This window comes from Promicromonospora sp. NPDC023987 (genome assembly GCF_040639055.1).
Lineage (GTDB): Bacteria > Actinomycetota > Actinomycetes > Actinomycetales > Cellulomonadaceae > Promicromonospora.
Genome location: NZ_JBEZZF010000103.1, coordinates 1 through 13,694, shown reverse-complemented (window position 1 = coordinate 13,694; position 13,694 = coordinate 1). Strand labels below are relative to the sequence as shown.

Here is a 13,694-nt window from a genome sequence, read left to right as displayed (position 1 = left end):
CGGCTGTGAAAACTTTTTGAGTTGTGTCTGTGGGGATGAGATCGGTCGCTTGATTGACCGATCTCATCCCGAGCGACCGAACTCATCTCCTGGATCGCCTGCCGGTCTCAGGTGCGCGCGGGTGCTGCGCGGTAGACCGAGACGGTCGGCTCCGCGTCCAGCCAGAAGCGCCAGGGGAACAGGTCGGCGCGGCCTCCCTCGCCGCTCACGCCGACGCGCGGCCCGGTGCGGACGACGGCGGAGGTCTCGACAGGCTCGACCAGCGAGGGCCCGGCCAACGAGGGCCCGGCCCGCAGGTGCAGCGCCACGCCGGCCTCGGGCGCTGTGACGTCGGCGCCGTCGTCGGACAGGTCGAGGCCCAGGGCGACTGCTAGCCGGGCCGGGCCGCGCGCGAGGTCCCGCTCGGTCCGGGCGACGCCGGAGGCGAGGCGGCGCGAGCGAGCCAGGTCCGCGCCGTCGACCACCTCGCCCGCTCGCAGGAGCACCGCGGAGGCCTCGCCGTCCGGCCCGCACACGACGTTGACGCAGTGGTGCAGGCCCAGGTGGCGGTACACGTACAGGTGGCCAGGCGCGCCGAACATCGTCGCGTTGCGCCGGGTGCGCCCGCGGTAGGCGTGCGAGCCCGGGTCGGAAGCGCCGTCGTACGCCTCGACCTCGGTGAGGCGCAGGGAGACGACGCCGTCGGGCGTACGTCTCGTGAGGACGGCCCCCAGCAGGTCCCTGGCGACGTCGAGGACCGGTCGCGCGTACCAGTCCCTGCCCGGGACACTGCTGGGGGCGCCGTCGGAAACGATCATGCCCTGATCATGCACGGACCAGCTATGCGAACGCGAAGACCGGCGGGAAGACCACGACCACGATCATGGCCCACCCGGCGTAGGCCGGGAGGTATCTGGTCTGCCACCGCTCGATCGGCCCGAACGCCCGGGTGCCTCGCAGGAACCCGACGGACAGCCACGCCGACCGGACCAGGTGCACCAGCAGCACGAGGTTCAGCCCCAGGGCCGCCACCTTGTTCGCGCTGAACCCGAACTCGGCGATGCGGGTCAGCATCGCGCTCAGGGTGATCGCGTCGACCGCGAGCGCCGCGACCACGAGGACGAGCTGGAGCACGTCGAACAGCCCGGGCGGCGCGAGCGAGTCGCGCGCGGAGATCGAGTAGAGCAGCAGGCACAGGACCAGCACGAGCACCATGTCCATGAGGATGAGGAGCTCGCGGTCGACGTCGAGCAGGCCTCCCGTGGTGGCGAAGACCCCCAGGAAGACCAGCAGCATCACGATGGTCAGCGGTGTGAAGACGCGCGTCAGGACGGGCGCGATGTTCTCGACGACGTTCTGCTTGGCCTCGACCAGCCAGGCCGCGACGATCAGGGCGCCGGGCACGCAGAACGGCAGGATCCAGGACTCGAGGACTGGTTCGAAGTCGACGCCGACCAGCCCGAGGGTGCCGAGGGTGAGCCCGATCAGCACTCCCCCGCCGAGGGCGATCAGCACGAAGTAGATCGCGAGCTCGCCGGTGAAGCGGACGTAGTCCATGCGGCGGGAGTCGGACCGCCATCGCCCACCCGCGTACGCGACCGAGATCAGTGCCCACAGGGCCACCATCGAGTGGCTGGCGGCGAGGAACAGGGTCGAGCCGTCCGGGTCGAACGGGTAGACGTTCAGCACCAGGGCCAGGAGCGCGAACGGGATCGCGAGGGCGCCGGCGACCCGCCAGGTGAGCTTCCGCTTCCAGGCGAAGTAGCCGGCGAGGAACGGGAGCACGAGCAGGCCGATGTTGCGCAGGACCACCATCTCGTCGTCGAACAGCTCGGTCCCGGCCTTGACCGCGGTCCCGGCGCCGAGGGCGAGCGCGAGGACGACGCCGAGCTCGCGCCAGGGCTTCGTGCCGGCGTCGGGCTCGTCGGGGACCAGCACGAGCTGCTTCCAGAGCCGGTCGGAGTGCTCGCGGGCGAACTCGCGGGAGACATCGTCGAGGTTGCCCATGCGCTTGACCGAGACCAGGAACGCCTCGTCGTCGTCGAGCCCGGTGCGGGTCAGGTCGGTCACCTGCTCGCGCAGGTGGTCCTCCATCTCCTCGACGTCGCCTGCCGAGATGGCCCGACGGCGCTGGACGTAGCCGCGCCACTGGTCGATCTGCGCTTCGAGCTGCGAGTGGTCGGTCATCAGGCCCACCCTTCGGCCACGGCGGGCGGGGGCTGGACGTCCTGCCACACCTGCTTCAGCGCGTCGGCGACGACCGACCACTGCTGCTGCCGCTCGGCGAGCGCGTCCCGGCCGGTCCGGGTGATCGCGTAGTGCTTGCGGCGGCGTCCGGCGTCCGACATGCCCCAGCTGGCTTGCACGTACCCGAGCCGCTCCAGGCGGTGCAGCAGGGGGTAGAGCATGCCGTCGGTCCACTGCATGCGGCCGCCCGAGAGCTCGTTGACGCGCTTGACGATCGCGTAGCCGTACGACTCGCCGTCGGCCAGGATGCCGAGGACGAGGGGCGTGGCCGAGGCCGCCACCAGATCTTTGTCGATGTGCATAGCACTCCTATGCCTAGTTCTTCTAGGGTAGGAACCCTAGCAGACCTAGGCCTAGCAGAACTAGGTATTGCGTCTACGCCTCTTCGACGGGCCTGCCGAACCCGTCCAGCCGCACATCAGCGCGCTCGCGGGTGTGCTCTCGCTCGTAGTGTGCGGCCTCGTCCCGCATCCACTGCAGCCAGTGGTCACGGGCGTCAGCGCCGTCGCGCTCCAGGCCTCGGCGCAGCCGTTCGGCGTCGTCGGTCTCCACCCAGATGCGGTACGCACCCAGCGCGTCCACCTGCCGCGCCGCCGCGCCGCAGCCCTCGGCCACGAGGTAGGTCGACGGCGGGATGTCGTGCCACTCGGCCCAGGCGCCGTCGAGCCAGTCGTAGCGGCGGTAGCGGACGCGCTCCCCCGCGCTCAACGGGGCCAGGACCCACCGGCCGAGATTCGCCGCCCCTGCGTCGGGCCCGCCGGCCCAGCCCTCGTAGAGGTCGTCCATGTGGATGACGGGGGCCTCCAACGCGTCGCCGAGCTGGGCGGCCAGCGTGGTCTTGCCCGAACCGGCCGGTCCGTCGACGCACACGAGGCGCGCGTCGGCGACCCGGATCCGCCCCAGCAGCTCGCCGAGCACGGAAGGCGAAACGCTCATCTCACTCCCCTCAGATACCTCGGACAGGTATACCCAGCGATTGTGCCCGGAACTCACCCGAGATCCGGGCACAATCGCTGGGTCGCGCCGGGTCGCGCCCGGCCGTCGCTACTCCGGCTCGGCCCAGAAGCGGTACTCCGTCGAGCGTTCCTTCGCCAGCTCGATCTGTTCCCGGACACGGGCCGGGGCGGTGCCGCCGACCGCGTCGCGCGACGCGAGCGAGCCCTCGACCGACAGCACGCCGCGCACCTCGGGCGTGAGGTGCTCCGAGATCTTGGCGAGGTCCCCGTCGGACAGGTCCCAGAGCTCGATGCCGCGCGCCTCGCACTCCTGCACGCACGTGCCCGCGACCTCGTGGGCGACCCGGAACGGGACACCCTGCCGCACGAGCCACTCGGCGATGTCGGTGGCGAGCGAGAAGCCCTGCGGGGCGAGCTCGGCCATGCGGTCGGTGTCGAAGACCATCGTCCGCACCATGCCCGAGAACGCGGGCAGCACGGTCGTGAGCGTCGCCACCTGGTCGAACACCGGCTCCTTGTCCTCCTGCAGGTCGCGGTTGTACGCGAGCGGGAGGCCCTTGAGGGTGGTCATGAGGCCCACGAGGTCACCGATCACGCGGCCCGCCTTGCCACGGGCGAGCTCGGCGATGTCCGGGTTCTTCTTCTGCGGCATGATCGACGAGCCGGTGGAGTACGCGTCGTCCAGGCGGACGAACCCGAACTCCTTGGTGTTCCAGAGGATGACCTCCTCGGCGATCCGCGACAGGTCGACGGCGATCATCGCCGCGACGAACGCGAACTCGGCCGCCACGTCGCGCGAGGCCGTGCCGTCGATCGAGTTCTCGACCGGGCCACCCTCCAGCCCCAGGTCCGCCGCGACGGCCGCCGGGTCGAGACCCAGCGACGAGCCCGCGAGCGCGCCGGAGCCGTAGGGCGACTTCGAGGCGCGCACGTCCCAGTCGAGGAAGCGGTCGACGTCGCGCAGCAGCGGCCAGGCGTGCGCCAGCAGGTGGTGCGCCAGCAGGACCGGCTGGGCGTGCTGCAGGTGGGTGCGCCCCGGCATCGGGGCGTCGCCTGCGGCGACCGCCTGGGTGATCAGCTCGTCCACGAGGTCCAGGACCTGCACACCGATGGTGCGCGCCTGGTCGCGCAGGTAGAGCCGCACCAGCGTGGCGATCTGGTCGTTACGGGACCGGCCGGCGCGGAGCTTGCCGCCCAGCTCGTCCCCGGCCCGCTCCAGCAGGCCGCGCTCGAGGGCGGTGTGCACGTCCTCGTCGTCCAGGACCGGGAGGAACGTGCCCGAGGCGACGTCCTGCTCCAGGATGTCCAGGGCGTCGATCATCCGCGCGAGCTCCGGCTCGGTGAGCAGACCCGCGCCCGCCAGGACGCGGGCGTGCGCCCGCGACCCGGCGATGTCGTAGGGCGCGAGCCGCCAGTCGAAGTGCGTCGACTGCGAGAGCGCGGCCAGCTCGGGGGCCGGCCCCCCGGCGAACCGGCCGCCCCAGAGGGCGACCTTCTCGCCGGAGTGCGCGCCGACGGTGCCGGACGCCTGGCGCGAGACGTCCCGCCCCGCCTCGTCCTGCGGTGTGCCGTCGTGCTCCGTCACAGTGCCCCGACCCCCAGCTCCACGCCGTTGCCGAACTTCTCGTCGCGCGCCGCGGCGAGCTTCGCCGTGAGGCCGTAGATCTCGATGAACCCGCGGGCCTGCGACTGGTCGAACGCGTCGCCCTCGTCGTAGGTGGCGAGGTTGAAGTCGTACAGCGACTGCTCCGAGCGGCGCCCGGTCACCGTGGCGCGACCACCGTGCAGCACCATGCGGATGTCGCCGGAGACGTACTTCTGCGTGTCGTCGACGAAGACGTCGAGCGACTTCTTCAGGGGCGAGAACCACATGCCGTCGTACACGAGCTCGCTCCAGCGCTGCTCCACCTGGCGCTTGAACCGGGCCTGCTCCCGCTCCAGGGTGACGTTCTCCAGCTCCTGGTGCGCGGCGATGAGCGCGATCGCACCCGGGGCCTCGTAGATCTCGCGGGACTTGATGCCAACGAGGCGGTCCTCGACGATGTCGATGCGGCCGACGCCCTGCGCGCCGGCGCGGCGGTTCATCTCCTGGATGGCCTGCAGCGGGCTGACGGCGACGCCGTCGATCGCCACCGGGACGCCCTGCTCGAAGGTGATCAGCACCTCGTCGGCGACCGGCGGGAACGTCGGGTCGTCCGTGTAGGAGTAGACGTCCTTCGTCGGCTCGTTCCAGATGTCCTCGAGGAAGCCCGTCTCCACGGCGCGGCCCCACACGTTCTGGTCGATCGAGAACGGGTTGTTCTTCGTGGTCGCGATCGGCAGGTCGTGCTTCTCCGCGTAGTCGATGGCCTTCTCGCGGGTCAGCGCGAGGTCACGCACCGGCGCGATCGACTTGAGGTCGGGCGCGAGCGAGGTGGTGGCCACCTCGAAGCGGACCTGGTCGTTGCCCTTGCCGGTGCAGCCGTGCGCCACGGTGGAGGCGCCGAACTGGCGGGCCGCGCGCACCATGTGCTTCACGATGACGGGGCGCGAGATGGCGGAGACCAGCGGGTAGCGGTCGAGGTACATGCCGTTGGCCCGCAGCGCGGGCATGCAGTACTCCGTGGCGAACTCGTCGCGCGCGTCGGCGACGTACGCCTCGACGGCGCCGCAGTCCAGCGCACGCTTGCGGATGACGTTCATGTCCTCGCCGCCCTGGCCGACGTCGACGGCCACGGCGACCACCTCGGCCCCGGTGGCCTCGGCGATCCAGCCGATGGCGACGGAGGTGTCCAGGCCGCCCGAGTAGGCGAGCACGACGCGTTCAGTCATGATTGACGATCTCTTTCCGGTGGTGGTGTCAGTGCGATTGTGAAGTGTTCTCAGGCGCTGAGCGCGAGGAAGCGTCCCGCCAGTGCGGCGCCGTCGGCGTCGCGTGCGATCACGAGGATCGTGTCGTCCCCCGCGATGGTGCCGAGCATCCCGGGGAACACGGAGTGGTCGATCGCCGAGGCCAGCAGGTTCGCCGCCCCCGGCGGGGTGCGGAGCACCACGAGGTTTCCCGACGACTCGGCCGACACCAGCAGCTCCTTGGCGAGCCGGGTCAGGCGCGCGGACAGGTACTCCTCGCTCGCGTCCGACTGCGCGCTGCGGTCCCCGCCCTCACCCGGGACCGCGTAGACGAGCGTGCCGTCCGAACCGCGCACCTTCTCCGCCTGCAGCTCGATGAGGTCCCGCGAGAGCGTGCCCTGGGTAACGCTCACGCCGTCGGCCGCCAGCGCGTCGGCCAGCTCCGCCTGCGAGTGGATGGCGTTGCGGAGCACGATCTCGGTGATCCGAGCGTGCCGCGCCGCCTTCGTCGTCGCGGTGGTCGCCGTCTGCTTCGTGACCATCAGCTCTGCTCCAGCAGCCAGGCCAGCAGCGCCTTCTGCGCGTGCAGGCGGTTCTCGGCCTCGTCCCAGACCACGGACTGCGGGCCGTCGATGACGTCGGCGGTGATCTCCCTGCCGCGGTAGGCAGGCAGGCAGTGCAGCACCAGCGCGCCGTCGGCGGCGCTCGCGAGCAGTTCCGCGTTCAGCTGGAAGTCCCGGAACGGCTTGGCCCGCTCCTCGGCCTCGGCCTCGTCGCCCATCGACACCCAGGTGTCGGTGGCCACGACGTCGGCCCCTGCGACGGCCTCCTTGGCCGACGTCGTCACGGTCACCGAGCCGCCCGTCTCCCCGGCGATGTCACGCGCCCGGGCGACGACCGCGGCGTCGGGCAGGAAGCCCTCCGGGCCCGCCACGCGAACGTGCAGGCCGGCCGTGGCCCCGCCCAGCAGGTACGAGCTGCCCATGTTGTTGGCGGCGTCGCCGACGTAGGCGAACGTGGTGCCCGGCAGGGCCTCGATCCCCCGGTGCTGCGCCACCGTGAGCAGGTCCGCGAGGATCTGGCACGGGTGGAACTGGTCGGTCAGCGCGTTGACGACCGGCACGCGCGAGACGGCGGCCATCTCGTCGATGCGCTCCTGACCGAACGTGCGCCACACGATCGCGGAGACCTGACGGTCCAGGACCCGTGTGGTGTCGGCGATGGACTCGCGCACACCGATCCTGGCGAGGTTGCCGTCCACCAGGAGGGGGAAGCCGCCGAGCTCCGCGATGCCCGTGGCGAACGACACCTGGGTACGCAGGGTCGGCTTGTCGGTGATGAACGCGACGGCGCGCGGTCCCTCGAGGGGGCGTCGGGCGAACCGGTCCGCGCGCAGGGTGAGGCCGAGCTCCAGGACGGCCTTCTGCTCGGCGGGCGTCAGGTCGTCGTCGCGCAGGAAGTGGCGGGTCATGCGGGGTTCTCCTCGGTCTCGACGGGCTCGACCAGCGTCGCGAAGAAGCGGGCGGCCTCCGCGGCCTGCTCTGCCGTCAGGATCAGGGGCGGCGCGAGCCGGATCGCGTCGGGGGCCACGGCGTTCACGATGAACCCTGCCTCCAGCGCCGCGCTCGCGACCTGCGCTGCCACGGGCTCGTTCAGCACGACGGCGAGCAGCAGCCCGCGCCCGCGGACCTCCTTGACGAGCGGGCTGCCGCACGCCTCGATCTCCTGGCGCAGCAGCGCCCCGGTCTCCCGCACGTTCGCCAGCAGCCCGTCGCGCTCGATCACGCCGATCGTCGCGAGCGCGGCCGCTGCGGCGACCGGGTTCCCGCCGAACGTGCTGCCGTGCTGCCCGCGATCCAGCAGGTTCGCGGCCGCGCCGTACGCGATCACCGCGCCGACGGGGAACCCGCCGCCGAGGCCCTTGGCGACCGCGACGACGTCGGGCACGATGCCGCCGCCGATCTCCGGCTGCTGATAGGCGAACCAGGACCCGCACCGGCCCATGCCGGTCTGGATCTCGTCCAGGACGAGCAGCGCGCCGTGCGCGGTGGTCAGGCGGCGCGCGGCGGCAAGGTAGCCCGACGGCAGCGGCCGCACGCCGGCCTCGCCCTGCACCGGCTCCACCACCAGGGCCGCCACCTCGCCGTGCTCGGCGACGGACTCCGGCGTGAACGCCACCTCCAGGGCGGCGAGGTCGCCGAACGGCAGGTGCTCGACGCCGCCGGGCAGCGGCTCGAACGGCTCCCGGTACGCGGCCTTCGCCGTCAGGGCAAGGGCGCCCATCGACCGCCCGTGGAAGGCACCCTCCAGAGCGAGCACCCGCGTGCGGGTGCCCACGCCCGACGACGACGCGACCCGGCGCGTCATCTTGAACGCCGCCTCGACCGCCTCCGTGCCCGAGTTGGTCAGGAACACGCGCGAGCCGTCCGGCGCCTCGGCCACGCGCTGCAGCGTCTCGGCCAGCGCGATCTGAGCGGGGGTGCCGAAGAAGTTCGAGACGTGGCCCAGCGTGCCGAGCTGGGCGCTGATCGCCGCCGTGAGCGTCGGGTGCGCGTGGCCCAGCGAGTTCACCGCGATGCCGCCGAGCAGGTCGAGGTACCGCTCACCGTCCGCGTCCCACACATAGGCACCCTCACCGCGCACCAGCACGCGCTGCGGCGGACCGAAGGTGTCCATCACCGCGCCCGTGTACCGCTCGGTCCACCCGGCGACGGAGCCGTTCGCGGACAGGGCCGAGCCGTCCTCGGCCGGGATCACCGTGCTCATGCGTTGCTTCCTCTTTCCAGGGTCTCGACAGGCTCGACCAACGGAGGGACAGGCTCGACCAACGGAGGGACAGGCTCGACCGGCGCGGGCGCTGGAACCACCATCGTCCCGTTGCCCTGCGTGGTGAAGACCTCCAGCAGCGCGCTGTGCGGCTGGCGGCCGTCGATGACCGTCGCGGCGGGCACCCCGCCCTCGACCGCACGCAGGCACGCCTCCATCTTCGGCACCATCCCCGACTCCAGGCCGGGCAGGAGCTCGGCCAGCTCGGGTGCCGTGATCCGCTGCACCAGCGAGCCCTTGTCGGGCCACGCCGTGTAGAGCCCCTCGACGTCGGTCAGGACGATGAGCTTCTTGGCGCCGAGCGCCACCGCGAGCGCCGAGGCGGCGGTGTCCGCGTTGACGTTCAGCACCTGGGTGGGGTCGTCCTTGTCGGGCGCGATCGTGGAGACCACGGGGATGCGGCCGGCTGCCAGCAGGTCCTCCACGGCACGCGGGTCCACCTGGACGACGTCGCCGACGAGGCCGACGTCGACGGCCTCCCCCTGCACCATCGCGTGGCGGCGCTCGGCGCCGAACAGGCCGCCGTCCTCCCCCGACAGGCCGACGGCGACCGGGCCGTGCGCGTTGATCAGGCCCACCAGCTCGCGGCTGACCTGCCCGGTCAGGACCATGCGCACGACCTCCATCGCCTCGGGCGTGGTGACGCGCAGGCCGCCCTTGAACTCCGAGGCGATGCCGAGCCGGTCGAGCATGGCGTTGATCTGCGGTCCCCCGCCGTGCACGACGACGGGGCGCAGGCCCACCTGCCGCAGGAACACCATGTCCTGGGCGAACGCGGCTTTGAGGCGTGCGTCGATCATCGCGTTGCCGCCGTACTTGACGACGACGAGCGCGCCGGAGAACTCCTGCAGCCAGGGCAGTGCCTCGATGAGCACCTCTGCCTTCTGGTCGGGCCGCAGCCCGTTGACGATATCGCTGCTCATGAGCTGTACGCGCTGTTCTCGTGGACGTAGTCGTGCGTGAGGTCGTTGGTCCAGAGCGTGATCTCGGCGTCGCCCGCGTGCAGGTCGATGGTGAACGTGACCTCGCGGGCCGCGGCCATGTCGACCTTCTCCGGCGGCTCGTAGGCGCCGCCCGCCTTGCAGACCAGGACGCCGTTGACGCTCACGTCGAGCTCGGCGGGGTCGAACGGGGCCACGTCCTCCGGCACGGTGCCGACCTGGGAGAGGATGCGGCCCCAGTTGGGGTCGTTGCCGAAGACCGCGGCCTTGACCAGGTTGGACCGGCTGACGGCGCGGGCGACGGCGAGCGCCGCGTCCTCGGTGGTGGCGTTCGTGACGGTGATGGCGATGTCGTGGGAGGCGCCCTCGGCGTCGGCGATGAGCTGACGGGCCAGGTCGGCGCAGATGGCGGTGACGGCCTCGGTCAGCACGTCGAGGTCCGGCGTCACGCCGGAGGCGCCGGAGGCCATGAGCACGACGGTGTCCGAGGTGGACATGGCGCCGTCGGAGTCGACGCGGTCGAAGGTGACCCGGGTCGCGGCGCGCAGAGCAGTGTCGGCCGTTTCGGCCGGGACGGACGCGTCGGTGGTGATCACGCACAGCATGGTCGCCAGGGCCGGGGCGAGCATGCCGGCGCCCTTGGCCATGCCGCCAACGGTGAAGGTGCCGGCCGGCGTCTCGACGGTGCGCACCGCTGTCTTGGACACGGTGTCGGTGGTCATGATCGCGGTGGCGGCGGCCTGCCCACCGGCGGCGTCGGCCGCGAGCGCACCGACGGCCACGGGGATGCCCGCCAGCAGCTTCTCGGCGGCCAGCCGGACGCCGATCAGTCCGGTCGATCCGACCAGCACGTCGATAGCGCCGATGCCCAGCTCGGTGGCGACCTGCTCCGCGGTGGCGTGCGCGTCCTGGAACCCGCCGGGTCCCGTGCAGACGTTCGCGCCGCCGGAGTTGAGCACGACGGCGCGGGCGACGCCGTCCTTGACCGCCTGGCGCGACCACATGACGGGTGCGCCGACCACACGGTTGCTCGTGAACACCGCGGCGGCGGTGTGCTCGGGTCCGTCGTTGACGACGAGGGCCAGGTCCGGCGTGCCGGAGGCCTTGAGGCCGGCGGTGATGCCGGCGGCCCGGAACCCCTGCGCTGCGGTGACCCCCGCTGCGGTGTCGGTCATGGCGCGACTCCTTCGGTGATGAGGCCGGCGGTCTCCCGCAGGCCGAGGGCGAGGTTCATGGACTGGATCGCAGCGCCCGCTGTCCCCTTGACGAGGTTGTCGATGGCGGTGACGGTGACGACCCGGCGCGCCGCGGCGTCGACCGCGACCTGCACGCACGCGGTGTTGGCGCCCAGCGTCATCGCGGTGCTGGGCCACTGGCCCTCCGGGAGCAGGTGCACGAACGGCTCGTCCGCGTACGCGGCCTCCCACGCGGCGCGGACCTGCTCCGGGTCGACGCCCTGGGCCAGCGGGGCCGTGGCCGTCGCGAGGATGCCCCGGGCCATCGGCACGAGGGTTGGCGTGAAGCTGATGGTCACCTCGGGCGCGCCGGCGGCCCGCAGGTTCTGCCGGATCTCCGGGATGTGCCGGTGCGTGCCGCCCACCGCGTACGGCTGCGCGGACCCGAGGGCCTCGCTCGCCAGGAGGTGCGGCTTGAGCGCCTTGCCCGCACCCGAGTAGCCGTTGGCCAGCACGGCCACGATGTCGGTGGGCTCCACCACGCCCGCGGCCACGCCGGGCTGCAGGCCGAGCGTCACCGCCGTGACGTTGCAGCCGGGCACCGCGATGCGGCGCGCGCCGGCGAGCTTGTCGCGCTGGCGGGCGGCGGAGGCGACGTCGACGCCGGGCGCCTCGGCGTGGATCAGCTCGGGCAGCCCGTAGGGCCAGGTCCCCGCGTGCGTCGAGCCGTAGAACTGCTCCCAGTCGCTCGCGGACTCCAGCCGGTGGTCGGCGCCCAGGTCGACGACGAGGACGTCGTCCGGGAGCTGGCTCGCCACCTGACCGGACGCACCGTGCGGCAGGCCGAGCAGCACGACGTCGTGCCCCAGGAGCGTGTCGGGCGTGGTGGGCTCCAGGATGCGGTGGGCGAGGCCGCGCAGGTGCGGCTGGACCTCACCGAGGCTCGACCCCGCGTTGGTGTGCGCGGTGAGCGTGCCGATCTCGACGAAGGGATGGGCCGCCAGGAGGCGGAGGGCCTCCCCGCCCGCATAACCGGACGCGCCGGCGACGGCGACGCGGATGAGCTGGCTGCTGGACATATTCCGCAGTGTACATAAATATGCGACGGTCGCGACACCCAGCCGGTGGGCCTCGCCCGAGAGCCCTGTCAGACGAGCGACAGATACATCACGTGCAGCCCCGTGTACCCATGCCTCGGCGAGCGGAACGCACCCGGCACCGTGCCGACGATCTCGAACCCGAGCGACTGCCACAGGCGCACCGCCGAGGTGTTGGACTCGACGACGGCGTTGAACTGGATCCCCCGGAAGCCCTGCTCACGGTGCCACTCGATGACGTGCTCCCCCAGCGCGCGCCCGACCCCGCGCCCGCGAGCGGCGTCGGACACCATGAAGGACGCCGTACCGACGTGGGCACCGTTGCCCGGCTTGTTGGGGCCCATCTTGGCGGTGCCGAGCACCACGCCGTCCTCCTCGAGCACCACCGTGGCGCCGGGCGGCCGCTCGATCCAGTACGCGCGTGCGTCCGCCTCGGAGATCTCGACCGGATAGGTGTAGGTCTCGCCCTCCCGGCAGACGGCATCGATGACGGGCCAGACGGCGGGCCAGTCACGCTCGGCGAAGGGACGGATGGTTCGGGTCACGCGGAGCACGCTACCCGCGGCATAGGCTCGTTCCATGCACGCAGTCGTAGCCCGTGAAGCGGGCGGTCCCGAGGTCCTGCAGTACACCGAGCTTCCCGACCCGACGCCGGGCCCTGGGCAGCTCCTGGTCCGTGTCGCCGCGGCGGGCGTGAACTTCATCGACACGTACCGCCGCTCCGGCGTCTACCCGATGGACTACCCGCACGTCGTGGGTGTCGAGGGTGCCGGCACCGTGGAGGCGCTCGGCGACGACGTCAGCGGCTTCGCCGTGGGCGACCGCGTGGCCTGGCACGCCGGGCCCGGCTCGTACGCGGAGCTGGCCGCGGTGGACGCCGCCGGCGTCGTTCCGGTACCCGACGGGCTGGACCTCACCACCGCCGCTGCCCTCCCCCTGCAGGGCATCACCGCGCACTACCTCGTCCGGTCCACGTTCGAGGTGCGGCCGGGGCACGACGTGCTGCTGACAGCGGGCGCGGGCGGCGTCGGACTGCTGGCGACCCAGCTCGCCGTCGCGAACGGGGGCCGGGTCCTCACCACGGTCTCGACGCCCGAGAAGGCGGCGCTCTCGGCAGCGGCCGGGGCGGCGCACACCATCGACTACGCGGCGATGTCCGACCTCACGAGCGAGCTGTCGGCGGCCGTGCGCGAGCTCACCGACGGCCAGGGAGTGCACGTCGTGTACGACGGCGTCGGCAAGGCCACCTTCGAGGCGTCGCTCGCCTCCCTGCGGCCGCGCGGGATGCTGGTGCTGTTCGGCGGGGCGTCGGGCCAGGTACCGCCGTTCGACCCGCAGCGCCTCAACAAGGGCGGCTCGCTGTTCCTCACGCGGCCGACGATCGCGCACTACACGCTCAGCCGGGACGAGCTCGAGTGGCGCACCTCCGAGGTGCTCGAGGCCGCTGCGTCGGGCGACCTCGACGTCCATGTCGGGGCCAAGTTCTCGCTGGCCGACGCCGGGTCCGCGCACGAGGCGCTGGAGGGCCGGGCCACGACCGGCAAGGTGCTGCTGGTGCCCTGAGCCCGGCTCGCTCGGTGCGGACTCCGTGACTTCGGTCCGTTGCCTTGAGATCGGTCAATCAACCGGCCGATCTCAAGGCAA

At 72.1% G+C, this 13,694-nt stretch carries 14 protein-coding genes; 1 reads left to right on the top strand and 13 read right to left on the bottom strand.

From position 1 onward, the window contains the following. Positions 1–107 precede the first annotated feature (107 nt). The 13 genes from AB0F40_RS25950 to AB0F40_RS25890 all read right to left on the bottom strand — a co-directional run bounded on the left by AB0F40_RS25950 (position 108) and on the right by AB0F40_RS25890 (position 12,595). A complete protein-coding gene (locus AB0F40_RS25950; protein ID WP_357474787.1) occupies positions 108–797 on the bottom strand; it encodes a DNA-3-methyladenine glycosylase in 690 nt (229 codons plus the stop codon). A 22-nt stretch (positions 798–819) separates the two neighbouring features. Further along, positions 820–2,166, bottom strand: a complete 1,347-nt coding sequence (locus AB0F40_RS25945) for a permease prefix domain 1-containing protein (protein ID WP_357474785.1) — start codon at positions 2,164–2,166, stop codon at positions 820–822. Continuing rightward, positions 2,166–2,528 (bottom strand): helix-turn-helix transcriptional regulator, encoded by a 363-nt coding sequence (locus AB0F40_RS25940; protein WP_357474783.1) that lies wholly within the window; start codon positions 2,526–2,528, stop codon positions 2,166–2,168. The genes AB0F40_RS25945 and AB0F40_RS25940 overlap by 1 nt, the downstream gene beginning before the upstream one ends. Positions 2,529–2,601: 73 nt before the next feature. Next, positions 2,602–3,162 carry a uridine kinase gene (locus AB0F40_RS25935; protein WP_357474780.1) on the bottom strand — a complete coding sequence of 187 codons (561 nt, stop codon included), beginning with the start codon at positions 3,160–3,162 and terminating at the stop codon, positions 2,602–2,604. Between the two features lie 108 nt (positions 3,163–3,270). Beyond that, a complete protein-coding gene (gene argH / locus AB0F40_RS25930; RefSeq protein WP_357474777.1) occupies positions 3,271–4,767 on the bottom strand; it encodes an argininosuccinate lyase in 1,497 nt (498 codons plus the stop codon). Beyond that, complete coding sequence (locus AB0F40_RS25925) at positions 4,764–5,993, bottom strand: argininosuccinate synthase (protein WP_357474774.1); 1,230 nt, start codon at positions 5,991–5,993, stop codon at positions 4,764–4,766. Before AB0F40_RS25925 ends, argH begins: the two co-directional genes overlap by 4 nt. Positions 5,994–6,043: 50 nt before the next feature. Next, positions 6,044–6,553, bottom strand: coding sequence for an arginine repressor (locus tag AB0F40_RS25920; protein ID WP_357474771.1), 510 nt, complete (start codon positions 6,551–6,553; stop codon positions 6,044–6,046). Further along, positions 6,553–7,482, bottom strand: coding sequence for an ornithine carbamoyltransferase (gene argF, locus AB0F40_RS25915; protein WP_357474768.1), 930 nt, complete (start codon positions 7,480–7,482; stop codon positions 6,553–6,555). Before argF ends, AB0F40_RS25920 begins: the two co-directional genes overlap by 1 nt. Then, complete coding sequence (locus tag AB0F40_RS25910; RefSeq protein WP_357474765.1) at positions 7,479–8,777, bottom strand: acetylornithine transaminase; 1,299 nt, start codon at positions 8,775–8,777, stop codon at positions 7,479–7,481. Before AB0F40_RS25910 ends, argF begins: the two co-directional genes overlap by 4 nt. Next, positions 8,774–9,760 carry an acetylglutamate kinase gene (gene argB / locus AB0F40_RS25905; RefSeq protein WP_357474762.1) on the bottom strand — a complete coding sequence of 329 codons (987 nt, stop codon included), beginning with the start codon at positions 9,758–9,760 and terminating at the stop codon, positions 8,774–8,776. Before argB ends, AB0F40_RS25910 begins: the two co-directional genes overlap by 4 nt. Then, on the bottom strand, positions 9,757–10,953 hold the full coding sequence (argJ, locus tag AB0F40_RS25900; RefSeq protein WP_357474759.1) for a bifunctional glutamate N-acetyltransferase/amino-acid acetyltransferase ArgJ: 1,197 nt from the start codon (positions 10,951–10,953) through the stop codon (positions 9,757–9,759). The genes argB and argJ overlap by 4 nt, the downstream gene beginning before the upstream one ends. After that, positions 10,950–12,032: an N-acetyl-gamma-glutamyl-phosphate reductase gene (gene argC, locus AB0F40_RS25895; RefSeq protein WP_357474757.1), complete on the bottom strand. Its 1,083-nt coding sequence runs from the start codon at positions 12,030–12,032 to the stop codon at positions 10,950–10,952. The genes argJ and argC overlap by 4 nt, the downstream gene beginning before the upstream one ends. A 68-nt stretch (positions 12,033–12,100) precedes the next feature. Beyond that, positions 12,101–12,595, bottom strand: coding sequence for a GNAT family N-acetyltransferase (locus AB0F40_RS25890; protein WP_357474754.1), 495 nt, complete (start codon positions 12,593–12,595; stop codon positions 12,101–12,103). 34 nt (positions 12,596–12,629) lie between these two features. Between AB0F40_RS25890 and AB0F40_RS25885 the strand changes: the two genes are divergently transcribed. Next, positions 12,630–13,613 carry a quinone oxidoreductase gene (locus tag AB0F40_RS25885; RefSeq protein WP_357474751.1) on the top strand — a complete coding sequence of 328 codons (984 nt, stop codon included), beginning with the start codon at positions 12,630–12,632 and terminating at the stop codon, positions 13,611–13,613. The last annotated feature ends 81 nt before the right edge of the window (positions 13,614–13,694 follow it).

Bases quoted from the DNA above. Each gene is read 5' to 3' on its own strand.
- AB0F40_RS25950 (WP_357474787.1), bottom strand. From the start codon at position 797: ATGATCGTTTCCGACGGCGCCCCCAGCAGTGTCCCGGGCAGGGACTGG.
- AB0F40_RS25945 (WP_357474785.1), bottom strand. From the start codon at position 2,166: ATGACCGACCACTCGCAGCTCGAAGCGCAGATCGACCAGTGGCGCGGC.
- AB0F40_RS25940 (WP_357474783.1), bottom strand. From the start codon at position 2,528: ATGCACATCGACAAAGATCTGGTGGCGGCCTCGGCCACGCCCCTCGTC.
- AB0F40_RS25935 (WP_357474780.1), bottom strand. From the start codon at position 3,162: ATGAGCGTTTCGCCTTCCGTGCTCGGCGAGCTGCTGGGGCGGATCCGG.
- AB0F40_RS25925 (WP_357474774.1), bottom strand. From the start codon at position 5,993: ATGACTGAACGCGTCGTGCTCGCCTACTCGGGCGGCCTGGACACCTCC.
- AB0F40_RS25920 (WP_357474771.1), bottom strand. From the start codon at position 6,553: ATGGTCACGAAGCAGACGGCGACCACCGCGACGACGAAGGCGGCGCGG.
- argF (WP_357474768.1), bottom strand. From the start codon at position 7,482: ATGACCCGCCACTTCCTGCGCGACGACGACCTGACGCCCGCCGAGCAG.
- AB0F40_RS25910 (WP_357474765.1), bottom strand. From the start codon at position 8,777: ATGAGCACGGTGATCCCGGCCGAGGACGGCTCGGCCCTGTCCGCGAAC.
- argB (WP_357474762.1), bottom strand. From the start codon at position 9,760: ATGAGCAGCGATATCGTCAACGGGCTGCGGCCCGACCAGAAGGCAGAG.
- argJ (WP_357474759.1), bottom strand. From the start codon at position 10,953: ATGACCGACACCGCAGCGGGGGTCACCGCAGCGCAGGGGTTCCGGGCC.
- argC (WP_357474757.1), bottom strand. From the start codon at position 12,032: ATGTCCAGCAGCCAGCTCATCCGCGTCGCCGTCGCCGGCGCGTCCGGT.
- AB0F40_RS25885 (WP_357474751.1), top strand. From the start codon at position 12,630: ATGCACGCAGTCGTAGCCCGTGAAGCGGGCGGTCCCGAGGTCCTGCAG.